Annotated in this window: 24 protein-coding genes and 2 tRNA genes; 15 read left to right on the top strand and 11 right to left on the bottom strand. The window is 49.5% G+C overall.

All coding sequences use genetic code 11. The annotated features are described in order from the left end of the window. The first annotated feature begins 413 nt into the window (after window positions 1-413). Window positions 414-1,409: a hypothetical protein gene (locus M2387_RS20390; RefSeq protein ID WP_259052460.1), complete on the top strand. Its 996-nt coding sequence runs from the start codon at window positions 414-416 to the stop codon at window positions 1,407-1,409. A 104-nt stretch (window positions 1,410-1,513) separates the two neighbouring features. Here the strand turns inward: M2387_RS20390 and M2387_RS20395 are convergent. Further along, window positions 1,514-1,589: transfer RNA gene (locus tag M2387_RS20395), tRNA-Asn, on the bottom strand. Window positions 1,590-1,851: 262 nt separating this feature from the next. Between M2387_RS20395 and M2387_RS20400 the strand changes: the two genes are divergently transcribed. Then, the gene (locus tag M2387_RS20400) at window positions 1,852-2,877 is read left to right on the top strand and encodes an LLM class flavin-dependent oxidoreductase (protein ID WP_259052135.1); all 1,026 of its coding nucleotides are present in this window, start codon (window positions 1,852-1,854) and stop codon (window positions 2,875-2,877) included. Between the two features lie 70 nt (window positions 2,878-2,947). Here the strand turns inward: M2387_RS20400 and M2387_RS20405 are convergent, their stop codons facing one another. Next, window positions 2,948-3,706 (bottom strand): SDR family NAD(P)-dependent oxidoreductase, encoded by a 759-nt coding sequence (locus tag M2387_RS20405; protein WP_259052136.1) that lies wholly within the window; start codon window positions 3,704-3,706, stop codon window positions 2,948-2,950. A gap of 161 nt (window positions 3,707-3,867) precedes the next feature. Between M2387_RS20405 and M2387_RS20410 the strand changes: the two genes are divergently transcribed. Further along, window positions 3,868-4,758 (top strand): AraC family transcriptional regulator, encoded by an 891-nt coding sequence (locus M2387_RS20410; RefSeq protein ID WP_259052137.1) that lies wholly within the window; start codon window positions 3,868-3,870, stop codon window positions 4,756-4,758. A gap of 30 nt (window positions 4,759-4,788) precedes the next feature. Here M2387_RS20410 and M2387_RS20415 read toward each other — a convergent pair whose 3' ends face one another. After that, window positions 4,789-5,394: a LysE family translocator gene (locus M2387_RS20415; protein ID WP_259052138.1), complete on the bottom strand. Its 606-nt coding sequence runs from the start codon at window positions 5,392-5,394 to the stop codon at window positions 4,789-4,791. A gap of 166 nt (window positions 5,395-5,560) precedes the next feature. Between M2387_RS20415 and M2387_RS20420 the strand changes: the two genes are divergently transcribed. From M2387_RS20420 to M2387_RS20440, 5 genes are all read left to right on the top strand, one after another. Further along, window positions 5,561-6,061 carry an Lrp/AsnC family transcriptional regulator gene (locus M2387_RS20420; protein WP_259052139.1) on the top strand — a complete coding sequence of 167 codons (501 nt, stop codon included), beginning with the start codon at window positions 5,561-5,563 and terminating at the stop codon, window positions 6,059-6,061. Window positions 6,062-6,122: 61 nt separating this feature from the next. Beyond that, entirely contained in the window at window positions 6,123-6,476 is a 354-nt protein-coding gene (locus tag M2387_RS20425; RefSeq protein WP_259052462.1) for an MmcQ/YjbR family DNA-binding protein, read from the top strand. Between the two features lie 89 nt (window positions 6,477-6,565). After that, window positions 6,566-6,955 carry a VOC family protein gene (locus M2387_RS20430; protein WP_259052140.1) on the top strand — a complete coding sequence of 130 codons (390 nt, stop codon included), beginning with the start codon at window positions 6,566-6,568 and terminating at the stop codon, window positions 6,953-6,955. Between the two features lie 298 nt (window positions 6,956-7,253). Continuing rightward, window positions 7,254-8,156 carry a GGDEF domain-containing protein gene (locus M2387_RS20435; RefSeq protein WP_259052141.1) on the top strand — a complete coding sequence of 301 codons (903 nt, stop codon included), beginning with the start codon at window positions 7,254-7,256 and terminating at the stop codon, window positions 8,154-8,156. A gap of 201 nt (window positions 8,157-8,357) precedes the next feature. Continuing rightward, on the top strand, window positions 8,358-9,986 hold the full coding sequence (locus M2387_RS20440) for a dipeptide ABC transporter ATP-binding protein (protein WP_259052143.1): 1,629 nt from the start codon (window positions 8,358-8,360) through the stop codon (window positions 9,984-9,986). Here M2387_RS20440 and M2387_RS20445 read toward each other — a convergent pair. The 7 genes from M2387_RS20445 to M2387_RS20475 form a co-directional block, all read right to left on the bottom strand. Further along, entirely contained in the window at window positions 9,979-10,839 is an 861-nt protein-coding gene (locus M2387_RS20445; RefSeq protein WP_259052146.1) for a sulfurtransferase, read from the bottom strand. The two genes, M2387_RS20440 and M2387_RS20445, sit on opposite strands and share 8 nt — an antisense overlap. Then, complete coding sequence (locus M2387_RS20450) at window positions 10,832-11,827, bottom strand: ornithine cyclodeaminase (protein ID WP_259052148.1); 996 nt, start codon at window positions 11,825-11,827, stop codon at window positions 10,832-10,834. Before M2387_RS20450 ends, M2387_RS20445 begins: the two co-directional genes overlap by 8 nt. Window positions 11,828-11,831: 4 nt before the next feature. Then, complete coding sequence (locus M2387_RS20455; protein WP_259052151.1) at window positions 11,832-12,830, bottom strand: 1-aminocyclopropane-1-carboxylate deaminase/D-cysteine desulfhydrase; 999 nt, start codon at window positions 12,828-12,830, stop codon at window positions 11,832-11,834. A 63-nt stretch (window positions 12,831-12,893) separates the two neighbouring features. After that, on the bottom strand, window positions 12,894-14,276 hold the full coding sequence (locus tag M2387_RS20460; RefSeq protein WP_259052154.1) for a M20/M25/M40 family metallo-hydrolase: 1,383 nt from the start codon (window positions 14,274-14,276) through the stop codon (window positions 12,894-12,896). Then, on the bottom strand, window positions 14,273-15,187 hold the full coding sequence (locus M2387_RS20465; protein WP_259052156.1) for an ABC transporter permease: 915 nt from the start codon (window positions 15,185-15,187) through the stop codon (window positions 14,273-14,275). The genes M2387_RS20460 and M2387_RS20465 overlap by 4 nt, the downstream gene beginning before the upstream one ends. A gap of 1 nt (window position 15,188) precedes the next feature. Beyond that, the gene (locus M2387_RS20470; RefSeq protein WP_259052157.1) at window positions 15,189-16,034 is read right to left on the bottom strand and encodes an ABC transporter permease; all 846 of its coding nucleotides are present in this window, start codon (window positions 16,032-16,034) and stop codon (window positions 15,189-15,191) included. After that, window positions 16,031-17,518 carry an ABC transporter substrate-binding protein gene (locus M2387_RS20475; RefSeq protein WP_259052158.1) on the bottom strand — a complete coding sequence of 496 codons (1,488 nt, stop codon included), beginning with the start codon at window positions 17,516-17,518 and terminating at the stop codon, window positions 16,031-16,033. The genes M2387_RS20470 and M2387_RS20475 overlap by 4 nt, the downstream gene beginning before the upstream one ends. Window positions 17,519-17,705: 187 nt before the next feature. Between M2387_RS20475 and M2387_RS20480 the strand changes: the two genes are divergently transcribed. Next, complete coding sequence (locus M2387_RS20480; protein WP_259052159.1) at window positions 17,706-18,389, top strand: FCD domain-containing protein; 684 nt, start codon at window positions 17,706-17,708, stop codon at window positions 18,387-18,389. A 387-nt stretch (window positions 18,390-18,776) separates the two neighbouring features. On the opposite strand, the gene M2387_RS20485 is transcribed toward M2387_RS20480, so the two are convergent. Then, window positions 18,777-18,852: transfer RNA gene (locus tag M2387_RS20485), tRNA-Asn, on the bottom strand. A gap of 191 nt (window positions 18,853-19,043) precedes the next feature. On the opposite strand from M2387_RS20485, the gene M2387_RS20490 reads away from it, so the two are divergent. From M2387_RS20490 to cbl, 6 genes are all read left to right on the top strand, one after another. Beyond that, window positions 19,044-19,409, top strand: a complete 366-nt coding sequence (locus tag M2387_RS20490) for a copper resistance protein (RefSeq protein ID WP_259052160.1) — start codon at window positions 19,044-19,046, stop codon at window positions 19,407-19,409. 48 nt (window positions 19,410-19,457) lie between these two features. Continuing rightward, the gene (locus tag M2387_RS20495) at window positions 19,458-21,344 is read left to right on the top strand and encodes a cytochrome c biogenesis protein CcdA (protein WP_259052161.1); all 1,887 of its coding nucleotides are present in this window, start codon (window positions 19,458-19,460) and stop codon (window positions 21,342-21,344) included. After that, on the top strand, window positions 21,341-21,970 hold the full coding sequence (locus tag M2387_RS20500; RefSeq protein ID WP_259052162.1) for a DsbA family protein: 630 nt from the start codon (window positions 21,341-21,343) through the stop codon (window positions 21,968-21,970). The genes M2387_RS20495 and M2387_RS20500 overlap by 4 nt, the downstream gene beginning before the upstream one ends. Next, window positions 21,960-22,466: a protein disulfide oxidoreductase gene (locus M2387_RS20505; RefSeq protein ID WP_259052164.1), complete on the top strand. Its 507-nt coding sequence runs from the start codon at window positions 21,960-21,962 to the stop codon at window positions 22,464-22,466. The genes M2387_RS20500 and M2387_RS20505 overlap by 11 nt, the downstream gene beginning before the upstream one ends. 250 nt (window positions 22,467-22,716) lie before the next feature. Continuing rightward, entirely contained in the window at window positions 22,717-23,634 is a 918-nt protein-coding gene (gene nac / locus M2387_RS20510) for a nitrogen assimilation transcriptional regulator NAC (RefSeq protein ID WP_259052166.1), read from the top strand. 107 nt (window positions 23,635-23,741) lie between these two features. Beyond that, entirely contained in the window at window positions 23,742-24,686 is a 945-nt protein-coding gene (cbl, locus tag M2387_RS20515) for an HTH-type transcriptional regulator Cbl (protein ID WP_259052168.1), read from the top strand. The last annotated feature ends 659 nt before the right edge of the window (window positions 24,687-25,345 follow it).

Below are 25,345 nucleotides of genomic sequence, written 5' to 3' on the forward strand. Positions count from 1 at the left end.
GGCTGTTTAGCGGGTATGGCAGCAATTAAGCCGCTGGATACGAGATGTAAAAAATTATTATCGGACGGCTCGTTATCTCATTTGCCGTAGCCTGCGACAACAATTACTGCAGAAGAGTTTTAAGAGTACACATTTTAATCTTACGGCGCTTTTCGGTCAGTTATGCCGCAATTGATAAGATTTAATTAGAGTCTTTAGAAGCACAGGCACTCCGCGCCAAATTCAGCCCCCGGGATCTCAGTTCCATTTTACTACTGATTTTTCCTACCTGCACATAAGTCCAGTACAATAAGCCCGTGAGTCATCTCTATCACATCTACCCACATATCAAAATGTGTCCCTGTAGTGAGAGATGAAATCATTCTAAGCAAATCAATCAGAGTTGCCAATTAACTCAAGGAGCCAGATAAATGATGGAAGGTAAACTAATTTTCTGCCCGGATTCGGTACTGCGTTTTCGCTCCGACTACGATGAGACGACAGCACTTCCGTTGCTATCAATTCAGAAAACAATTTCAGATGCTGATCCCTTTTTTCTTCTCAGGTTCTTTCGTCATACGGTGATGATTGAAGAAGGAACAACGCTGGCAAATATCTTTTTTGCCATTGAGCCTTGGAAGGCGCTGCTCACAGCTTATCTGGATCGAAATGTTGGCGCCTATATTGATGAAGTAAGAAAACCATCCCAATCCACTACGTGGAATCTTGAGTGGATTGGCATCGATCGACGAAGCTCTGTTTATCGTGTATATCAGCATCAGGCTATGGGAGAAGGCGACGATTTTACAGCCTGGCTAAATCGTAAGCGGATCCCTACTGAAGAATTTGAGATAGAAAGTGGTTGTGATGCTTCAGGTTTTATCAAAGGTGATAAAGAGCGTTGGAGTCTTAGCGAAAATATCCACGAAATTAAAAACCTACCGGTGATCCTTTACAACAAACAAACGCTGATGGCTTTGCAAAAAGATGGCCTGTTTGAGGAAAGTGTTCCAGGCGTTAAAAGCGTCGCTCATAGTCGTTTTGTTTATGGGGAAACCTCTTTTTCTTTCTACGAAGTGATGGAAGCCATCTTTATTAGTGGCCTGTTTTTCCATAGCCCACAGACTGCTGCAAACAGCGCCGAAGAGTTAAAAGAGCGTCTGGCAGAATTGGGACACGAGGTTCTGGAGGAGACTGAGCTTAACCGTGATGATAGTGAGAAAGAAAAGCCACTAAAAGTAGAAGTTGCCGAGGGAGCCTTCGATTCTCTGATTGCTCACACGAAGTCTGAAACTGAAAACTGGCAGCTTATCAAGAAACAATGCCAACAGCATGGAGCCTTTCCCGTCAGAATTGGGACCATTTCCCCTGCACAGCCACCTGAACTACGTTTATGTGGCGAGATCCTAAAAATTGATGCGGATGCTTAATGCGTTTTTTCTTTTTGATGGAAGAGGATGAACGTAAAAGAGAGGGTAAGCAATTGATAAAAAGCAAAAAAGCAGACGTTAGTGAACGTCTGCTTTCTTTAAATTGGCTCCTCTGACTGGACTCGAACCAGTGACATACGGATTAACAGTCCGCCGTTCTACCGACTGAACTACAGAGGAATCGTGTGAACGGGGCGCATGATAGCGGCAGTGAGCGCTGCTGGCAAAGGATTTTTTTAGATTCGTGTCGTTATAGCGATGTTTTTGTTAAATAAATAGAAAATGAGCAAAAAAAAGACACTTGTTCAAATTAATTGAATCCTTATGTTAAACAAATGATATTTATTCTCATCCTGAATCGCGTAGAGTGATGCTATTACTGCAGCCTGGCAGAGAAGGCTTTTTTGCGGCTTATCTTCATGAATATGAGACTCAATAACCTATGAAAAATATTGGATTTTTATCATTTGGTCACTGGACGCCATCGCCACAGTCAGGCACGCGTTCGGCGGCGGACGCTTTATTGCAATCTATCGACCTCGCAGTTGCGGCTGAAGAGCTGGGTGCCGATGGCGCATATTTTCGCGTGCATCATTTTGCCCGTCAGTTGAGTGCGCCATTCCCGCTGCTGGCAGCCATTGGCGCGAAGACCAGCAAGATTGAAATTGGTACCGGTGTAATTGATATGCGCTACGAAAATCCACTGTATATGGCTGAAGAAGCCAGCGCAGCGGATTTAATTTCCGGTGGTCGTTTACAACTGGGGATCAGCCGTGGTTCACCTGAGCAAGTCATTGATGGCTGGCGCTACTTTGGTTATAAGCCAGCAGAAGGTGAAACCGAGGCAGATATGGCGCGCCGTACTACAGAACAATTTCTGGATACCTTACGGGGTGAAGGTTTTGCGCAACCTAATCCGCAGCCTATGTTCCCGAATCCACCGGGTTTGTTACGCCCGGAGCCTTTTTCTGAAGGTTTGCGCGAGCGTATCTGGTGGGGCGCAGGCTCTAATGCCACTGCGGTCTGGGCAGCGAAGCTGGGTATGAACCTGCAAAGCTCAACGCTGAAGGATGACGAAACCGGTGAACCCTTCCATATTCAGCAGGCGGCACAAATCCGTGCTTACCGTGCGGCATGGGCCGAAGCAGGACACACAAGAAAGCCGCGTGTTTCTGTCAGTCGCAGTATTTTTGCCCTGATGAATGACCGCGACCGCATGTATTTTGGTAGCAGTAGCAACGACAGCGATAAAGTTGGTTTCCTTGATGAGAAGACGCGCGCTATTTTCGGGCGTAGCTATGCGGCGGCCCCGGATAAACTGGTAGAGCAGTTGAAGAAGGATGAAGCCATTGCTGAGGCGGATACCTTATTACTGACGGTTCCTAATCAGCTGGGGGTGGACTATAACGTGCATGTAATTGAATCGATCCTCAAACATGTGGCCCCGGCAATGGGCTGGCGTGACTGATTGATTATAAACCCGCTGTGACGTTTATTATGCCCGCCAGGTTTTCCTGAGCGGGCACAACAAATGGTTGCTACAGTAACTGCCCACCCGAAATATCAAACGTTGTCCCATTAGCCCAGGCCATATCATCGGACAGGATAGCGGCAACTGCACCACCCACATCATCAGGCAGACCGACGCGACCCAAGGCAATTCCCTGAGCCACCCAGGCATTCACATCATTATTGTCGCGTACTGCGCCACCACCAAAATCGGTTGCAATGGCGCCAGGAGCAATGGCATTAACCCGGATCTGGCGTGAACCGAGCTCTACGGCCATATAACGAGTCAGCACTTCAACGGCAGCTTTCACCGCCGCATAAATGCTGTATCCTGGTAAGGTGAAGCGGACAAATCCGGACGAAACATTCAGAATACGTCCGCCGTCTTTAACAAGCGGCAGTAGCTTCTGAGTCAGAAACACGGGCCCCTGGAGATGGGTGGCCACGAGAGAAGTAAACTGTTCTTCGGTGGCGTCAACAAAGTTTGCAAACAGGCCGTTGCCCGCATTGTTAACGAGGAAGTTGAAGTGTTCGCGACCAAAATCGGTTTTCAGGGTTTCAGTCACGGCGAGTGAAAAAGTCTGATAACTGGCAGTATCGGTGATATCGAGCGGTAACATGGCGGCCTGACCACCTTGTGCTTCGATTTCTTGTTTCAGTGTCTGAGCTTCTGCGGCACCGTTACGATAGGTCCCTATGATGTTTACACCACGACTGGCAAGATGAAGTGCCATATTACGGCCGAGTCCACGGCTGGCGCCGGTGATAAGTGCGATAGGTTGAGTCATGAGCGGTCTCTTTCCCGTTTTCAGGTGTGTTTATAGGTGTTTTCTTGACCTGCTCATCTTAGGTAACGACCCGTGCGCAGACTACGCCGGATAGGCTCATTTTCTTGCCTGATTGTATCAGTCATATTGTATGGTATTGCGTTGGTGATAGAATCGGTCTGATGAATAATTCTCTTGCACCACATCTAAATATCGCTCTGCGCCACTCGGCAGCGGGGCTGACTATCACACGAATTCCACGGGTCGATTTCTGCGTGGGGCAAGCTTCTACGGACAAGGCTCCCTGCCTGTATCGATCGATGATCTGCTTTATCCTCCAAGGTTCAAAGCAGGTTGTCATTAACGACAAACTTCTGAATTACAACAGTGAGCAGTATCTGATCAGTGCCCTTGATTTACCGCTTAGCGGTCAGATCTTTGATGCGGAAGGCGGACAGCCCTACGTTGCGCTATCTCTGGTGTTGGATCCGACTATCCTGGCAGAATTAGCGATGAGCATGCCTGTCGTTCGTGAGAGCGAGCAGCAGGGACCTGGCATCATGATAAATCCTATGACGCCTTCGCTACGCGATACGTTGCTGCGTTTGATGTTGCTGCTCGATACGCCTGAAGATATCCCGATTCTCGGCCCTATGTTCGAGAGGGAATTGCTTTATCGTCTCCTGCAAGGCCCTCAGGGACGACTACTGCGTCAGATCGCCCAACCTGATGGTGCACTCAGCCGTATCCGGCGTGCCGTTGGCTGGATCAGGGATAATTACCGTACTCGCCTTCGCATTGAAGCATTGTGCGAGGTTAGCGGTATGAGCCGGGCAAGTCTGCATCGTCATTTTCTGTCGATGACAGGTCTCAGCCCTGTTCAGTATCAAAAGCAGCTTAGATTGCAGGAAGCTCATCAGCTTTTGCTTGCCGGTAAACATCGTGCCTCTGATGTGGCATTTGTTGTCGGCTATGAAAGTGCATCACAGTTTAGCCGCGAATATCTGCGGCAATTTGGAACACCGCCTGCCAGAAACATCCGTGAAATTCGCCAGGCAATGACACTTCAGTAATAGAGTAAACGGCTGTGTCTATGGTGCCGATTAAAACAGCATCATAGACACAGCAGAAAGAGCCAGCATACCTGCACAACTTTGGTTGAATCGCCGAACTAATCGCGCATCCATCAGATACTGCTTAATCATCGCCCCAAACCAGGCCCAGATGCCAACACAGGGGAAACTCACCACGGCAAAAAGCAGGGTATAAAACGCGATATCGGTAAATGAAAATACTGCAGGCAGACAAGTGGAAATAGCGACGCTGGCCATTATCCAGGATTTCGGATTGATGAGCTGAAAAAACGCAGCGCCGACGAAACTCATGGGCTGTGAGGAGGTTTCTGCTGCCTGAATATTCCCTGTACTGGCCAGAATCTTCCAGGATAGATAAAGAATATAAGCGGCGCCGCAATACTTCATGACGAGCTGAATTACAGGAAACAGAGTAAAGATCTCATGCAGTCCCAGGCCGACAAAAAGCAGCATGAGTGCACTTCCAGCACTGGCTCCCGAGATATGATCAAGCGTTTTACGAGCTCCAAAACGAACGCTGGAAAAAAGCACCATCAGGTTATTTGGGCCAGGAGTAACGGACATTATGATGGCCAGTACCAGAAAGGAACTCAGTTGTTGAGTCGTGATATTCATAAACTCCAATCCCGTGATGCCCTTTTTTCCTTGGCGTTGATATCTGTGTGAGTCAGGAACTGAGCAGCCAAATAAGTCTTTTGCATATAATCTGATTGTTGAATTTTATAAAGAATATTGTCATGGTTAACTGATGAGATTAGTAAAACAACAGGTTTCTTGGGATATGAATAAAGATATGAACCTCGTTCAGACAAAACTGATTCAGCAGCCGAAACTGGACGAGAAAGACCGAACATTATTAGCCATTCTGGCCGAGGATGCCTCACTCAGTTATGCAGAGCTTGGACGTAAATTGCACCTTTCTGCACCGGCGGTGCATGAGCGAGTTAAACGGCTTAAGAGTGAAGGGGTGATAACCGGAATAGTAGCCAGGCTGGACAGCACTAAAATTGACCGTCCGCTGCTGGCATTTATCCATGTCGATACATCCAGCTGGGCGGTAACTCGTTCAATACTTTCTTTAAAGTCACTTTCTGAGGTTGAAGAAATTCATACTGTAGCCGGTGATAGCGCCATGCTGCTAAAAGTCAGAACACAAAATACCCAGTCACTTGAGGCCTTGCTGGAAGTTATCCATTCCATTGATGGTTTTACAGGAACGCGTAGCTATATCGTATTAACCCCGCACCTTGAAAGAGGGCCGACCCCCTTGCTCTCAGAATAGAAAGATTCTTAAGCAAAATAGGGGATGTGCCGGGATAGATAAATATTAATCGGGGACGATGATGAACAGAGAGATATTATTCAGTTACGCTCGGGAACATTTTCATTCTGAACCAGAGTATCTCTGGAGTAAGCTGCCCGGCTATGCTGTGCTTCGCCATCAAGATGGGAAAAAGTGGTTCGCTATCGTGATGAATGTTCCCGGCACAAAGCTGGGACTGCAGACGAGTGATAGCCTGGAAGTGCTCGAAGTCAAAGTCAGGCCTGAGTATATCGGCTCATTACGTCAAAAAGAGGGCATTTTACCTGCCTATCATATGAACAAAGAACACTGGGTCAGCGTGCTTCTTTCCGGGCCACTCTCGGCAACGGAAATATATGAATTACTCACGGACAGCTATGAATTGACTCACTGATATAGTCATCAGTTCTTATGCCAAATCAAACGCTCGTCGGTGGTTGCATGCTTTACTGCATACTCTTCTTTGCTGACGGGAGTATAATAATGATAGATCATACCGGCTTCAGCGTTACCAGTCTTGAAGACAGTAAACTGTTTTACATGCGTATTCTGGCAAGCCTTGGTCATATTGTCCGACTTGAAATTCCGGACAAGGCAGTTGGTTTTGGTCCTGCCCGACCAGAAAACGGGGCCGATCCTGGCGGCGCGTTCTGGATCATGCAGGGCACCCCCTCCACGCCCAGGATGCATCTTGCCTTCAGTGCAAAAAATAAAGAGGAAGTGAACGCATTCCACTGTACAGGCCTTCAGGCGGGTGGAAAAGATAATGGTATGCCGGGTTACCGGCCTCAGTATCATCCCGGATATTACGCTGCGTTTATCCTTGACCTTGACGGGTACAATATTGAGGCGGTTTACCACGAGGTTGTTTAATGAATAGCGACTCGGAAGCGTCAGGATTATCTGCGCTAAAACATCGTTAATAAAATTATATTTCTATGAATTTTACATTACAGCAGTTGTATCAGGATAAAAATGATATCAGTTGCTGTAATTCTGTTTCTTGCATATAGCTGCCAGAGTATCGCTAATGTCTCTGTTCAGCGAATTACCCTTAAGGCACTCCGGGTTTTAACATCATGTATTGACAATTAAATGAATTAGAAAAATAATTAATCTTCAATCAAGTTTGCAGTGAGCTCAAGTATAAGTCGTAAAAAAGGAAGTGACATTGTTTATTAAACATAAGTTTATGAGAAAAAAAGTCTCTGCACTCTATATATGTGCCACTGTGGTTATGCCCATTCTTATAATGATAGCTATTATTATATCTGCAAATTATTATTTATTTGGTGATTTAGAGGGAGGCAAAGCATTTTCTAAAGCTGGTTTTTATTTTGACGTTTCATCTGTGCTGTTTTTAGTTTCAATGTTAGTGTTAACTTTCAAGGTACCAGCTTATAACTATAATGTAAAAATAATAAGAGCGGGTTTTGTAATATGGATTGCAGGTCAAACATTCGACCTGGCTGATGAATTTATACCACAACCCATTTGGGTTGGCTTCTACTGTGAAGATTTACTGATAAATCTGGGCATGTTTATCGTCTGTTTTTTTAGCTTTAAACTCATTCGTAAGCTTGATGTCATGTATTCAGAGGCAAATATCACTTCTTTCAGAGATGAGCTGACAAAGCTACCCAACAGAAGATTTTTTATTCAAACTCTTGAAGAGCTGAAAGATGAAAGCTTCTATCTAATTATATTAGATATCGATCACTTTAAAAAAATCAATGACACCTGGGGGCATGATGTAGGAGATATTGTTCTTAATGACTTTGGTCACCTTCTCTCAACGTTTATGAGTAAGTTTTGTACGCCTGCAAGAATAGGGGGTGAGGAATTTGCTATCCTAATCAACAATATGTCAAGAAGTCAGGTTGAAGTTATTTCAACAAGCATTTTTAATGCATCAAAGAAAATAAGTATAAATAACGAAGCAATGCTTTCAATTACTATGGGAATTGGCGAGAAAAAGAAAGATGAATCGGTTGAGGAACTCTTTAAAAGAGTTGATGTAACTTTATACAGTGCAAAAAACTCAGGCCGAGGAAAAATAGAATGGGCACTCTAGCTTGTTTCAGTTCTCTAAAGGGATGGCGTTAATATTGCGCAAAAAAATTGAGTGAATTTCCTGGTGATTTATATGGAAAGCGCCTTCCTTTCAAACAGACATAACCTAGCGCTAATTGAACTATAGAACTATCTTATAAGGATTGCCCCTCACGGATATACGATATATCCTCGATATTTAATTCTTCGCCGGATCGCTCCTATGACGACTGCCAGACCCTTACTCGACGTTCACCACCTCGCCATTCACACTGATGCTGGATTACCGCTGGTCAAACCGTTTTCCCTGCAGGTGAATCGCCGTGAAATGGTGGCGCTGGTAGGGGAGTCAGGATCCGGTAAAACGCTGAGTTCACTGGCCCTGATGGGATTGCTGCCGCCGGGTGTCAGTATGACGGGCGGTGAAGTCTGGCTGGCAGATAAGCAAATTGCCAGCCCGCAAGCAGAGTTCGACGCCTCGGTGCGGGGTGAACGGCTGGCAATGATTTTTCAGGAACCGATGACCAGCATGAACCCGGTGCTGAAAGTCGGTGAACAGATAGCTGAAGTGCTGGTGCGCCATCAGGGCATAAACTGGAAGCAAGCGCACCGTGAAGCCATCGCTTTGCTGGATCGCGTGGGTATTTTGAAACCGGAGCAGAGAGCGAAACAGTATATCCACCAGCTTTCCGGCGGCATGCGTCAGCGGGTAATGATTGCCAGCGCCATCAGCTGTAAACCGTCGCTGCTGATTGCCGATGAACCGACCACCGCGCTGGATGTCACCATTCAGGCACAGATTCTGGCATTGCTGAAAGAATTACAGCAGGAAATGGAGATGGGTGTGCTGCTGATCACGCATGACCTGAGTTTAGTGGCGCGTTATGCCGATCGTGCTTATGTTATGCATCAGGGAAATCTGGTGGAACAAGGACCGGTGGAAAAACTGCTTACCGATCCTCAGGAGAATTACACCCGCAAACTGATTGCTGCTTCTCAGCCTGAACCGCGCCCGGTTACGGCTGAAATTAGCGCGGAATCGCCTCTGGTTCGTCTGCGTGAACTGACCAAAAGCTATCCCCAGGCACAGCACCTGCCATTCGTTCCGGCAAAACGCCATACGGTACTTTTCCCGACCTCGCTGGATATTCGTCGCGGTGAAATTCTCGGGCTGATCGGTGAGTCCGGTTCAGGGAAAACCACACTGGGAAGGGCTATTATTGGTCTGACGGAAACCGACAGCGGTGATATCGAATTTGACGGTGTTTCCCTGACCCGCGCCAGTCACTCCACCCGGAAGAAAATACACAGACGCGCGCAGATTATCTTTCAGGATCCGTATGCCAGCCTGAATCCGAAAATAACCATCGGTGAGCAAATAGCTGAACCGCTGCGGGTCTATAAACTACGCCCTGCCGGGCAGATCCAGACGCGGGTAAATGAATTATTGAAGCTGGTGGGGCTGGAAGCACACCACGCCAGCCGGTTGCCAAGTGCCTTTTCAGGCGGTCAGCGTCAGCGCGTGGCGATTGCTCGCGCACTGGCGTTAGAGCCTGAACTGCTGGTGGCGGATGAAGCGGTGTCTGCGTTAGATCTCTCGGTTCGCGGGCAAATACTGGCGCTGCTGGATGAACTCCGCTGTAAGCTCGGCCTGACGGTGCTGTTTATCAGCCATGATCTTGCGGCGGTGAAACAGGTCTGTGACCGCGTTGTGGTGCTGTATCACGGCTACATTGTGGAAAGTGGATTGACTGCGCAGGTGCTGGGCGCACCACAACATGCCTATACACAAAAGTTGCTGGCAGCAGCGCCAGATATCATCGGTGCGCTGCAACTACGCAATGTCAGTTAAAACCGGTCAGCAGGGGCAGTTCCGCATGTTCTGCCCATTCATGCCAGGAACCGACATAAATGGCCAGCTGCGAGTAACCTGCCAGTTGTAAGGCGATGAATACCGTGGCAGCACGAGCGCCCCGGTGGCAATAAATAACCACCCGTTGGTCGGGTTGTAATCCCGCTTGTTCTGCGAGCTGACGAATTTCTTCGGCATCCCGAAACGCGCCGTTATGCACCACATCTTCCCAGAACAACAAACGTGCACCGGGAATTCTTCCTGCGCGCTGACAACATTCATGTGCAAATTCACCGCTGAATTCTGACGGGCGCCGTACGTCGAGAATTTGTACCTCCGCTGCCAGCACTTCCGCTCGCGTTGCCGTTAGCGCGTTTAGCTGTGCAATGCGCGCACCGTCGTCAGCCCGGTAATCCGGGTTTTCAGCGCTCACTACCGCGCAGTTACCGCTTCCAGGCATAAGAGCCCCGCCTGCACGTTGCCAGGCCTCCAGCCCGCCGTCGAGTACCAGCGGCTGTTGGATACCACCGCACAGAGCAAACCATGCCCCGCGCGGGGAGCGCATACCGACCTGTTGTTCAAAGAAAATGGGAATAACGTTGTCACTGATATTTAGCGTCTGCCAGGCACGTTGAAAAGCATTAAGCAGGCTGCTTGCACCGGCTTCGGTACTGTCGGGAATAAAGTAATCATACACATTCAGATGGTGTGCACCTGGCAGAGTTGCGGCCTGCCACTGAGCGATTTCCCGCACATCAATCAGCGCAAATATCTCGCCTTTCTGGCGACGTTCAATAAGCTCTGTGGAACTGATAATGATGCCCGGCAAAGATAAAACTGAATAATCAGGCAAGGTAAAATGGCTCCGGAAAAAGCGGTAACAGTGTGCCGACTCCCTGTTGTTGCGCGCATGAAAGCATACGTGCCGCCAGGGCGATGTCGAAAACATTGAGACCAAACGAGGAGAAAAACACACTGTCATCCGGCGCAGGCTGCCAGCCATCGAACAGCAGATTGCTTAAATCGGCGTCCACGTGCTCTGGCGAAAAGTGTCCGGCGCGATACATCTGGAAAAGACTTTTGGCACTGGTTTCACAGAAATCTCCCCATAAATCGACGACGACTTTTGTCGAGCGGGCAATCGCTGCAAATGTTACTTCGTGATAACCAACCTGAATAATCAGCCGACCGGGGCGGATGACTTCTGTGCCCAGCAGAGGTTCTGCGGCGCTGGTACAGGTGACTACCGCATCGAAATCTTGCTCGCAGGCATGCTGTAAATCGGTGCTTCTGAGCAGCGGCCAGGGCAGTTTTTTGCAGTCAGTGGCAAAAGCAGAAGTACTGCGGCTCCACCAACTGACCTGTTTTAGATTGGGGAAAAGCTGTCGCAGCATATCGAGATGCGCGGTGGCCTGTACGCCGGTGCCGAGTAACAGAATACGTTGTACCGGGCGCGGCGCGGCATGGCGTAATGCCAGCGCTGAAACGGCTGCCGTGCGGGTGGCGGTCAGCACCGCGCTTTCCACCAGTCCGAGAGGCAGGCCGGTATCCGCGCAGTTAATCAGCGTCATCGCCATCGCCTGAGGCAGGCCGTCACGGGCATCCGGACGATGTGCCGTCCATTTCACGCCTGCGGCATTGAAACGCCCGCCTACGAAAGCCGGCAGGGCGTAGGCTTTTCCCCGCGAACCCGCGAGGCTGACGTGGGTTTCCGCAGGCATCTGCGCCTTCAGCTGACGCATTAAGGTGATAACGTCAAACACATCATCCAGCGCGGCCTGCGCCAGAGTCCCGCCGAGCGCTATCACATCCTGCTGGCTCAGATAGCGAAAATCCTGCATGAACTCAGTGCTCCAGTAAAGTCTGTGCAAAGGGATACAGGGCGGGTGAACCGCCACAATGCACGAAAATCACCCGGGATCCGGCGCTGATTTTGCCTTGCTCAACCAGGCTGATTAGCCCGTGCATCGCTTTACCCGTGTAGACTGGATCCAGCAGTAACCCTTCAGCCTGTGCGACGCGATAAATGGCATTGATACCACCTTCAGAGGGTATACCGTACGCGGTGCCGACAAATTCATCTTCAATCCAGATGTCTTCCGGCGTCCAGTTTTGCGGCCATTCCAGCAAATCAGCGCAATCCTGTGCCATAGTGGAAATACGGGTCTGGAACCATTCCGCTTTGGCACTGACGCTGATGCCAACGATTTTGGTTTCCGGCCAGTATTTACGTGCGCCGACATAGAGCCCGGCAAGGGTGCCACCGGAACCAGTCGGGGCAACAATCACCTCTGGCGGCAGCTGGTTGCGTTCTTTGAGCTGGGCATCCATTTCTTCAATAGCGCGCACATAGCCCAGGGCACCCAGCGGCGTGGCACCACCCAGCGGGATAATCAGCGCTTTTTCACCACGCATCTGGGCCGCATCAGCATGGGCATTCATCGCCCCTTCAATCTGAGTGAAATAGCCATCGGGGTCGAGAAACTCCAGCTCAGCGCCGAACAGCTTATCGAGCAGAAGGTTGCCCTGATAGACTGCAGGCGGGTTGCCGCGCAGTACCAGCACTGGTTTCATGCCGAACTTACGCGCCGCGGCGGCTACCATCCGCGCGTGGTTAGACTGATGTCCGCCGGTGGTGATGACTACATTCACCTGCTTACGACAGGCATCAGCCATCAGATATTCCAGTTTACGGACTTTGTTGCCACCGCCGCCGAAACCGGTGTAATCATCACGTTTGATATCCAGTGTGATGCCGAGTGAATCGCCCAGAGTGGGCAGACTTTCCAGCGGCGTAGGGAAGAATCCCAGTGAAACACGTTCAAAATCATCTGCTTGTTTCATTATAATTTTCCTGGTGCTTATCGTTTAAAACTTTCCCGGACGTTGACGCAAGGCCTCGCCAGATTATTCAGGCAAGGCAGAAAAAGAGGTGTCGTGGGTATAACAATGAATCCAGTCGATAACGGATTGCTGAAAACGCTCCAGCCCGCGCAGGGTGACAAATTCATTCACGCCGTGAGCATTGCCGCCGTGGCCGAGACCACCAATCAGAAAAGCGGGAGCGATGCGGGCAAAGGTATATGCCGGTGCGCAACCGGGTGCCCAGGGCCAGATTTGTGGTGTCGCGCCCTGGGCCTGATAGCTGGCGAGCAGGGCATCGACGCCGGGGCTGTTGCGTGGAAAACGGTGGCCGGGATAACTGTCATCCAGTTCAAGTTCCACACCTTCAAATTCCGGTTGGCTGAGCTTCTGGTGGATTGCTGTCAGCAGGGTTTCACCGTCAATATCCGGCGGTACGCGCAGCGCCAGTTCTGCACTGGCACTATGGGGGATAACTCCTCGAGCTTGCTGTGGGGAGCTATAGATTTCTGAAATATTCAATACCGCACCGTTAATCAGCTGTTGCAGGCAGGACAGGGTATCGCCGCTCACTGATAAGGTTTCGCTGCGGCGAAAGTGCAACTCATCACTGATACTGAATTGTTCAGCCAGCTTACGCAGCAATTGATTAGCAGGTTCATCGATGGCATGACGAACGATCACGCCGCTGTCTTCGGCAGGCGCAATAGCCTGAAGGGCATGAACCAGCCGCCATACCGGATTAGCAATCCAGTTAGCGTTGCTGCCGTGGATTGCCGCATGAGGTCCGCCCCATGCGCCGCCTTTGATCCGTAAACGGCCGCCGCTCAGCCCACTGAACCCCAGGTAGACACGGGGCTCACCGCCGCTGTATTCGCACAGTGACGGGAAAAATACCGCACCTGCGGACGGCACCGGGCAGGGTTCCTGCGCCAGATAACGACGTAACCGACCGCTGCCAGTTTCTTCCTCACCCTCGAGAATGATTTCGAGATTAACCTCCAGCTGGCCTGAATCACATAGCGACTTTACCGCCATCAGCATGCCCGCCAGCGGCCCTTTATTGTTCTCAGCACCGCGTGCGATATAGACTGCACCGGTTCCCGGCCATTCGGTGATACCGCCGGTAAAAGGCGAAAACTCCCAGCCCTCCTCGGTGGCGGGCATCACGTCGTACATGTTGTATAACACCAGGGTTTTTGCCGCCTGACGATCAATACGCATATGCACCAGTGGGGGGATGTTTTCGTCGAGCTGTACGCTGACCGGCAATACTGGCATACCCTGCAGGTGCTGGAGGATCCACTCTTCCAGAAACTGCGCCAGTGCACGTTGCTGACCGAGCTGGCCGGAAACGCTGACGAACGGCGTCATCGTGTTGAGTAAATCGAGCGTCGATTGTAGTGACGGGGAAATTATATCTGTCACAGGCGGATCCTCGGGTTGAGTACCACGTAGAGCAAATCGATAATCAGGTTGATGCCGACAAACACCGCTGCTGCGAGCAGTACAATGGCCTGTACCAGCGGGAAATCGCGGTTCTGAATAGCCTGAACCGCGAGGCGGCCGATACCCGGCCAGGCAAAAATAATTTCAGTCACCAGCGCACCGCCAAGCAGGGAAGCAAAATACATGCCCTGCACGGTTATCACCGGGATTAGTGCATTACGTAAACCGTGGCGGACGATAATGCGCCATTGGCTAAGCCCTTTGGCGCGAGCGGTGCGGATGTAATCTTGTTGCAGAACGTCAATCAGACTGGCACGGATCAGTCGCGCAATGGCACTCATATAATAGGCGCCGAGACTAATAGCTGGCATTACCAGCTGACTGGCGCTGCCATAGCCGCTGGAGGGTAACCAGCGCAGATTGAGACTGAAAACGATGATTAATAGCAAGCCAAGCCAGAATACCGGCACTGCCTGGCCACTGAATGCCAGCAGGCGCGCGACTAAATCCCAGGGGGTGTTCTGATATAACGCGCTGACGATGCCGAGCAGCAAACCGACGATAGTGCTCCAGATTAAGGCGGTGCAGGCCAGCAGCAGGGTGGCTGGAACGCGCTGGCCAATAAGTTCGGTAACCGGCTGGCTGTAGCGTAGCGACTCCCCCAGATTGCCCTGTAGAACGTCAGTTAAATAGTGCCAGTACTGCCAGGGTAGCGAGCGGTCAAATCCCATACTGTGGCGGAAATTGTCTATTTCTTGCTGACTGGAGCCCGGCGGCATCATCACCGCCGCCGGGTCGCCGGTCAGGTGCAGGCTATAGAAAATCAGCAGCGATACGCCAAACATGACCAGCACTGACTGACCGAGACGTTGCAAAATATAGCGCAGCATATCAGTCGATCCTCGTGTGGGTTTTACGCAACAGGCTGTCGCCGAGCAGATTGCAGCCAATCACCAGGGCAGCAATCACCAGTCCTGGATAGAGCACCAGCCACTGGGCGAGCAGCATATAGGATCGGCCTTCACCGATAAGATTACCCAGCGTCGGTGTCGGGGGCTGAATGCCCATGCCGAGAAAACCAATCGAGGCCTCCAGCACAATCAGCCGTGGAATATCCAGCGTCAGCAACACAATCAGCGGGGTCATCAGATTGGGGAGGACATGGCGTAGCAAAATGCGAGGGGTGGAAAATCCCATCGCTTTGACCGATTCTATAAATTCCAGCTCGCGGATTTCCAGCGTTTTGGCGCGGGCGACACGAGCATAAATAGCCCAGCTGGTCACCCCCATGATTAAGATGATATTGGTCAGCGATGCGCCAAACAGGGCCATCACTAATAAGATCAGCAGGATAAACGGCACCGCTAGCTGAATATCCATCAGCCGCATAATAATTGCGTCGAGCCAGCCACCGGCATAACCGGCAATCATACCCAACACCGAACCAATGACTGCGGCGATGATGCCAGCCAGTAATACCACCGTCAGCGAAAGCCGCGTACCGGATAAAATACGTGACAGTAAATCACGCCCCAGCTGATCGGTTCCCAGCAGATGATGTCCCCCCGGTGGCGAAAAGGCGGCGGCCAGATCGTTCGTCAGCGGATCCGGCAGGGGCAGCCACGGCGCCAGCAGCGCCGGGACAATCACCAGTAGCAACAACAGTCCGCCGAGGAGTCCGTCGCCATAAAATCGGCGGCGTGGCTTCCTTTGCAGGGGAGTACGCAGCAAAATCATTTAATCCTCAGGTCAAACAGCGGGATCCGTGCATCGGCGCGGCCAGTAAAGGTGACATTGTCAGCGTGGGCATACAGGGAATCTTCTTTGTATAGCGGAATAAGCGGCTGCTGCTGGACAACAACTTGCTGTATCTGCTGCAAAATTTTCTCACGTTTGGCTGGGTCAACCGTGATGCGGCTGCTGTTGAGCAGGGCATCCAGTTCCGGTGAACTCACCGTAGAATAGGGCTCGCCGGAATGCAGAATCGGATAGAGTGCGGCATCGGCGTCCAGTGTCTGGGTTGAGCCCCAGGCCAGCATATAGACAGGTGCCTGCTTCTGGGCTGCAACTTGCTGGGTATAAACCGACCACTCCGGAACTTCGAGTTCGGCTTTCACGCCGATTGCAGCCAGATCCTGGACAATCGCCTGTGCGACGTCTGCGCTGGCAATATAGCGGCGTGGTGCCTGGAAGCGCAGGGTGAAACCTTCCGGATATCCGGCTTCGGCCAGCAGGGATTTCGCTTTATTGATGTCCTGTACGGGTGCAGAAATCGCGTCATAGCCAAAATCTTTCGGCCCCGCCATAGTGCCAGTCGGCGTGCCGAAACCGCGCAGCAAATCCTGAGTATAGGCTGCGCGGTTCAATGCCAGCGATAGCGCCTGACGGACGCGTACATCATTCAGCGGCTTTTGTGAGTTCTTCAGCCCGAGATAAATGGTCAGGCCGCCATTTTTTACCTGCTCAAGATGTATACCCGGTTTGTTTTTCAGTACCGGAACCAGATCGGCGGGCACGCCCTCAATCAGCTGTACTTCGCCGGTCAGCAGAGCAGTTATACGTCCGGTGGCTTCCGGGACAGGCCGCCAGGTGACGGTATCGATGCTGGGTTTACCGCGCCAGTAATCCGGATTAGCCTGCATCACTACTTTTTCATCGGGAATAAACGCGTCGAGAATATAGGCCCCGGAGCCGACCGGTTTACGCGCAAATTCAGCAGCACCGACTTTGGTGACGTAGGCCGGGGGCACAATATAGGTCGGGTAGCGGCTCATGCGTGTCGGTAGTAACGGATCCGGGCCTGTGGTGTGGATCTTCACCTGATGATCCCCCGTGACTTCTACTGATTTTATGGTACGAATATAGGAAATAGTCGGAGCGTGATTGGCCGGATCGAGAATACGGTCGATAGAGAATTTCACTGCCTTAGCATCGACCGGCTCGCCGTTGCTGAATTTAACCCCTGGGCGCAGCTGGAACTCCCAGGTGGTATCGTCCAGCGGTTTCCAGCTGGTCGCGAGCCCCGGCTGTAGCTGCATACTGGCATCGCGCAATACCAGGGTATCGAAGAGGTTATCCACGAGTGTGGCAGATTCCTTCAGGAAGCCCGGATCCATTGCCGTAGCGGACGTCGGTTGGGCTATCACCAGTTCAGAGGCAAAAGCCGGTGTCAGGCCGATCAGCAGAGCAAGTGAAGCCAGTTTAAAGGCAGGTATTCTCATTACGGTCTTTCCCAAAGTGAAGCCGCCAGAAGTGTTGACGGAATTAAGATGAAGTTCGTGTGTCACAAAAACGGTTAATCAATATTCAATTCCTTAATGCATGATATATCCTATATAATGTATTTTTGGCATGCTACGGATTAAATTGCAAAAGCAAAGTCACTTTTTTGCTAAAGGAAAACCTTATATGTTTGAGATGGAAAAAGCGCAGCGTGTCAGCCTGACCATGCAGGTTGAAGCTAAGCTGAAAGGGGCCTTGATTGTTGGTGTACTCAAACCGGGGGCGCGGCTGGTCACCAAAGAAATTGCCGAAAAACTTGGCACCAGCGTGACGCCGGTGCGTGAAGCATTATTGCGTCTGGTCTCGGCAGGAGCACTTGATGCCACCCCCGCCCAAGCTTTTCTGGTGCCAAAAATTGCGCTGGCGCGGTATCAGGAAATCACACTTATTCGCAAAAATCTTGAAGGTCTGGCGGTGTCGCAAGCCTGTGAACTGCAAACGGGGGATCAAATCGCTTTACTGAAAACACTGAATGCCAAATTTATGGCAGCGAAAGCTGAAAACAACGTTGAGGGCGCGTTAGAGGCCAACCGGGAATTTCGCTTCACGCTGTATGAAATGGCTGGGATGCCTACCTTGATGGCGCTTATCGAGCAACTGTGGGTGCAGATTGGCCCGTGCTTTAACTATCTTTATCCCCAGTCGCCCCATATGGAGAAGGGACAGCATAATTATGACCAGCTGTTACTGGCTCTTGAAGCGGGCGACGCTAAACGTTGCGTGAAACTTATTCACAAATCAATTGATGACGGTGAAGCTATTCTCGGGAAGCATTATTTTCAGGAGGAGCACAGAGGTTTACTGGAATGAAGCAAGGATTGCCAGACTACAAGGCAGAGTCTGGCAAAATAAAGGCGCAGAAGCATTCAACGTTTGTCTTCCACTGGTGGAGAGCCTGACTACGCTTTCCTTCGGGAAATTTATCAAGATACCCTCACTATCAAAACAGCGAACACGCCAGATAATAGTCACTAATATCTGAATGAATGTATTAAAAAATAACTGCTATCAATTTTGGAGTTAATAGTTCTTATAGCCGTAACTCGTTGGGGACTTAATATTTGCCATCGACTAACCAAACATGTTTGAGCTTTTCTGGGGGCTCAGATCCTGTTCTTATTTGCATCCGATCTTTTATCGGCTATCAGCCACAACAAAAAACCCGCTTAAGTTTCCTTAAGCGGGTTTTTCTAAATTTGGCTCCTCTGACTGGACTCGAACCAGTGACATACGGATTAACAGTCCGCCGTTCTACCGACTGAACTACAGAGGAATCGTTTGAACGGGGCGGATATTACCGGGGCTGGGTGACGTTGTCAAAGCTTCCGTTATAGAAAAACGTTTGTTTGCTGTTAAAACAGACAAATTGTATGAAAAAGGCCTTGTTGAGATAACTTTACAGCACAATGATTGCCATTTTATTTCCAGGCCATAAGATAAGACCATTGAAAATATGAGGATGTAATGGTTAAACAGCAGCGTCTGGGTCTCTGGTTCCTTTGTCTGGCATGTGTCGTGGTACTCGTTTGTAGTGCACAACGCGTGTTAAGTCTGCACGCCTTGCAGATGGGAACAGTTGCGAGCGTTGTGTTAACTCAGCCTGATTCTATTTTACCGGATGAGGACGTGGCCGTTACACCCTGTGAACTCAGTGCGAAGTCGCTTCTGAGTATGCCGCCGATGTTATTTGATGCTGTCTTGCTGACCCTGGGTCTGCTGCTATTACTTTTGGCGCCTGAGCGTTCATGTCAGCGTCGGTATTTCCCGCCCAGGGTCATATCCTCACCCTCCCTCAGGGTTCATCTCCGCTTCTGCGTCTTCCGGGAATGACAGTTAACTGCTTCTGACGGTTAATTCATCATTTTACGGAGAAAAAATATGTTCACTCTTTGCAGACGGGCATTGTTATGCCTGTTATTACTCTGGCTGCCCGTTTCCTGGGCTGCCGAGTCTGACTGGCTGACATCGCCAGATAATTCACATGCTGCGGTACGTGTACGGGCAGATATCAATGCCAGTAATGAAACCCGGCTATTGCTGGATATCAAACTTTCCGATGGCTGGAAAACCTACTGGCGATCGCCTGGCGAAGGGGGTGTTGCGCCAGCGATACGCTGGCAGGAAACTCAGGCTCCGGTGCAATGGCTCTGGCCAGTTCCGGCGCGCTTTGATGTCGCAGGGATTACCACCCAAGGCTACCATCAGCAGGTGACATTTCCGATGCAGGTGACGGGTGACGCACCTGCCACGTTCGGGGGAATACTGACTCTCTCTACCTGTAGTAATGTCTGCCTGCTGACAGACTATCCTTTTAGCGTTACGCCGACTCACCAGGATGAAACCTTTGCCCATGATTATTTCAAAGCGATGGGACAGATCCCGGTAAAGAGTGGTCTGACAGAAACCCTGCAAGTGGACTATCGCCAGGGAGAGCTATTGCTCAAAGCCGTCCGTGCAGAAGGATGGTCAAATCCTGATGTGTACCTGGACTCGCTGGGTGATGCCGTTTTTGGTAAACCGATATTCGATGTAGAGGGACAGACGCTCAAGGCTTCGATTCCAGTTAGCGACAGCTGGGGCGAGGAAGCGCCTAATATCAGTGGTCAGTTACTGACTCTGGTACTGGAAGACCAGGGTATTGCGCAAGAAAATCAGCTTACCGTCGGGGTAGCCCCAGTCGGTAGCCTGACGTCAGAGGTTCTGCCGCTCTGGCAGGTCGTGTTGATGGCCCTGGCCGGAGGATTGATCCTCAATCTGATGCCCTGCGTTTTACCCGTTCTGGGAATGAAACTGGGCTCAGTTCTGTTGGTGGAGCACCAGGAACGGCGTTTAATTCGCTGGCAGTTTTTGGCTTCAGTTGCAGGAATTATTCTGTCCTTTATGGCACTGGCCCTGTTCATGACCGTTCTGAGACTCACTAACCATGCATTAGGCTGGGGGATCCAGTTCCAGAATCCATGGTTTATTGGCGCGATGGCGCTGGTAATGCTGCTCTTTAGTGCCAGTTTATTTGGTTTATTTGAATTCCGACTCTCTTCATCACTGACAACCCGACTGGCAACGCACGGCGGGCAAGGCATGGCAGGACATTTCTGGCAGGGCGCTTTTGCTACTTTACTTGCAACACCCTGCAGCGCTCCGTTTTTGGGTACAGCAGTGGCTGTTGCCTTGACCGCGTCTTATCCCGTGTTGTGGGGATTATTTCTCGCACTGGGGCTGGGAATGAGCTTGCCCTGGCTGCTTATTGCCCTTAAACCAGAGCTGGCGTTATGTCTACCCCGTCCGGGAAGATGGATGAACAGAGTACGCCTGCTTATGGGGATGCTAATGCTGGGATCGGCCATATGGCTGGCAAGTTTATTATTGCCACATTTTGGACTGACTCAGGAACGCGTGAGCCATGAAAATATCGACTGGCAGCCGCTGACAGAGCAGGCGATATCACAAGCACTGGCCGAAAATAAACGCGTGTTTATTGATGTCACCGCTGACTGGTGCATTACCTGCAAAGCCAATAAATATAACGTGCTGAATAAAGACGAAGTACAAAATGCACTGCAACAATCCGATGTCGTGGCCTTGCGGGGTGACTGGACACTTCCGTCTGATGAGATAACTACTTTTTTACGTAGCCGCGGACAGGTAGCTATCCCATTTAATCAGATTTATGGCCCACAACTTCCTAAAGGGAAAGTATTGCCGACGCTGCTGAGCCGTGACTCAGTCATTAATACGCTCGATGAAGCTAAAGGAGCCACACCATGAAATACTTTTTGATTATATTCTTTGCCTTATATACCAGCTTCAGTCGTGCGCAAACCGCGCCAGAACAGTCTTTTTCAGCCGAGCAGCAGCAGCAATTTGAAGCGTTAATTAACCAGATGCTGTTTAACGATCCCAATAGTCCCCGTATTGGGGCAGAGAAACCGACGTTAATCCTCGTCAATTTTACGGATTACAACTGCCCCTACTGTAAGCAACTTGATCCGCTGCTGGAAAAAATAGTCCAGAAATATCCGCAGGTGAGAGTCGTGATTAAACCTCTACCCTTTAAAGGTGAAAGCTCCGTTTTATCGGCTCGCACAGTCTTAACAACATGGCGTCAGCATCCTGAACAGTTTCTGGCACTACATGAAAAACTGATGCAGAAAAAGGGTCAGCACGATACGGCAAGTATTGCTGCAGCCGTTGAAAAGAGCAGAGCGACGGCCGTGATACCGGATGAAAAAAGTATGGAGACTCTGAGCACCAACTTACAGCTAGCGCGGCTGGTCGGCGTTCAGGGTACGCCCGCAACGATTATCGGTGATGAAATGATCCCCGGTGCGGTTTCGTGGGAGATACTGGAAGAGGTTGTAAAGGAAAAACTGGCGGCTGCCAATGAAAAGTAGACTGTTACGCTGGCTGCGTGAAGGCATTATCTTAGTGGCATTGCTAGTGGTTGTGATGCTGGCAATGGACTGGTGGCGGGCTCCGGTTGCGCCGCCGTATTTTGAGAGTATGTCATTACAGACTCTGGGCGGATCGGCCGTGACACTCGAAACGTTGAGTGCTGATAAACCGTTACTGGTGTATTTCTGGGCCAGTTGGTGTGGTGTTTGTCGCTTTACGACTCCGGACATCGCAAAACTGTATGACGAAGGAAATAATGTGATGACGATTGCATTGCGATCCGGAACCGATGACGAAGTGATGAAAGGATTACAGCGTAAAGGTTATCACTTCCCGGTAATCAACGATCCGTCAGGGACAATATCTCAGCATTTTCAAATCAGCGTCACGCCGACTATGTTAGTCATTTATCAGGGAAGAGTACTCTCCACAACAACTGGCTGGACGAGCTACTGGGGAATAAAGTTGCGCTTATGGTGGGCAACTGTTGCGTAATAAGAGTGCTGAAGGCGCCCTGAAATAACCCTGATTTTTCTCATAAGTTGCACCAAGGTTGTGCACTTGCACCGATAAGGTGGCAGCGTTAGCAATTTCTTTGGAATGCTGCCACCCCAATAACCATAGTATTTTCTTATAATTCATATTATTAGTCTTTTTCACGACGTTTTAATAAATTGGCAAGAATTTTGCATTTACTTTATGACTGATTGTTGGATTGACGCGGTTGTTGCGTAAAGGGGAATGTATGAACTTAAAACGACTGAAGTATTTCGTGAAAATCGTTGATATCGGTAGTCTCACCCAGGCCGCGGAAGTGCTTTATATTGCGCAACCCGCGCTGAGCCAGCAGGTGGCTAACCTCGAGGCCGAACTGGATCAACAATTATTGATTCGCACTAAACGTGGTGTGACGCCGACAGAAGCCGGAAAAGTACTTTACGCACACGCTAAAGCAATACTTAAACAGTGTGAACAAGCGCAGCTGGCGGTAAATAGCGTTGGTAAAGCATTAAAAGGTGCCGTTTCTATCGGGCTGGCGCCCGGGGCCGCCGCCTCGGTTGTTATTTTGCCAATGCTGAAATCAATGCGTGCGGGTTTACCTGATGTCATGATCCATCTGCATGAAAACAGTAACGCGGTGCTTAATGATAAGTTATTGAATGGTGAGCTAGATATGGCCATCGTCTATGACAGCTCTGCCCAGGACGGTCTGGTCAGCGAGCCCTTATTAAAAGAGAATTTATTTCTGGTCGGTAGTGGAACCTGCCCGGGAAAAACGGTCGATCTGAATACGATTGCTGAAATGAACTTATTCTTGCCTTGTGGTTATAGCGCGTTGCGCAAACGTATTGATCATGCCTTTGCTCTGAGAAGTCTGAGCACTGAAGTTATGGGAGAGATTGAGTCAACAGCGACCCTGACCGCTGTGGTTGCAAGTGGTATGGGCGTCACCATTCTGCCTGAGTCAGCAGCTTGTTCTTTAGTTGCGGCAACGCATGGCTGGATGGCGCATATTACCCAGCCATCGCTGAGTTTGCCTCTGACGCTGAATCTGTCATCAAGAGTGCCACTTTCTGCACAATCTGAAGCGGTGAAAGATTCATTGTTATCGCTCGTTTCTCGTCCATTACCTGATAATTCACTATGGATGATGGCGGGATAAAATTTCTTTAGTACAAAAAGACATAAGATGAGGGTATTTATTATTTGGTTTACCGGGGTTATGACTTTAACAATAGTGCAAAGAAAAATCATGACCCCGGAGGCACTATGAATTTCCAGCAACTTAAAATAATCCGCGAGGCGGCAAGGCAGGATTACAATCTCACCGAAGTTGCGAACATGTTGTTCACTTCCCAGTCGGGTGTAAGTCGTCATATCCGGGAACTGGAAGAAGAACTGGGGATTGAAATTTTCATCCGTCGCGGTAAAAGGTTATTAGGTATGACTGAACCAGGCAAAGCCTTGCTCGTCATCGCGGAGAGAATTCTGAATGAGGCGAGTAGCGTACGACGTCTGGCCGATTTATTCACTAATGAAGACAGCGGTGTTCTGACCATCGCGACCACCCATACTCAAGCGCGTTATAGTTTACCTGTGGTTATCAAAGCGTTTCGTAGCTTATTTCCCGAAGTAAGACTTGAACTGATCCAGGGTACCCCACAAGAAATTGAAAGTTTACTGCATAGTGGTGCCGCTGATATTGGTATTGCAAGTGAGCGCTTAAGTACCGATCCTGCGATGGTTGCCTATCCCTGGTTTCGCTGGCACCACAGTCTGTTAGTCCCACAAGGACATCCGTTAATTCAGAGTAACCCACTGACACTCGATGATATCAGCCGCTGGCCATTGATTACCTACCGCCAGGGAATAACGGGTCGTTCTCGCATTGATGAGGCCTTTACACGCCGTGGTTTGATCCCGGATATTGTACTCAGTGCCCAGGACTCAGATGTTATCAAAACCTATGTTGAATTAGGGCTAGGTATTGGTCTGGTTGCCTCGCAGGCGTGCGTTGATGGGGGCGAACTGGTCCATCTTAATACTCAACACTTGTTCGATACCAACACAGTGTGGCTCGGGATCCGCCGGGGACAATTACAACGTAATTATGTCTGGCGCTTTATCGAGCTTTGCAACCCTGCGCTGTCTGTTGATGAGATTAAGCGTTTAGCTCTGGAACCTGAAGATAGCGCGATTGACTATCAAATATGAGTCAGAGATAGCTACAGAAGACTTGTTATCAAAATAGATATTCACTCAGGTATTTTAACCGCTATAGCGCACCACTACTGCGAAAATGACGGAGCAAATCCGTCATTCCTCTTCTTTATTCTGCTTGTGAATACTGCCATTCGTTTGTCTGTGCAATCTCTCAGCCAAAAAAATAACTTAAAAACTATGCTATATATGTTACATAGATAGTCAGGTGTTTTCATATTTAAATGAAGATTTATACTAGACTGAGTGTAATTGAATGATATTCATTAGCATTTGTTGATGAGATATTCTAGCCTCTGTTTTTTTGTTCAATTAATAATATTAATGAATAAATAAATTTATTTGCGATTTTATTTTAATCATGGTGATTTAGCGCGTCATCGGGATGAGAATTTGTGATGAAATTTAAAATCAGGCGTTTTTAATATATAAGGAAACCCTGGAGTTTATATTTTTATTTAATGCATGATGTACTGATTCTTGCTATGAAATATATTTTAATGACTTTAAATATATTTGAGATGATCAATATATTTAAAGATCTCTTTTCTCATAAATATCAGTGTGTTTGCATGGGTTTGTTGTGCAGTATTTTGACATCTGATGCTCATTTATAGGCAGTGTTGTTTTGCTAGAGTATGTCACTGAATGTT

The organism is Klebsiella sp. BIGb0407 (assembly GCF_024807845.1).
Classification (GTDB): domain Bacteria; phylum Pseudomonadota; class Gammaproteobacteria; order Enterobacterales; family Enterobacteriaceae; genus JGM124.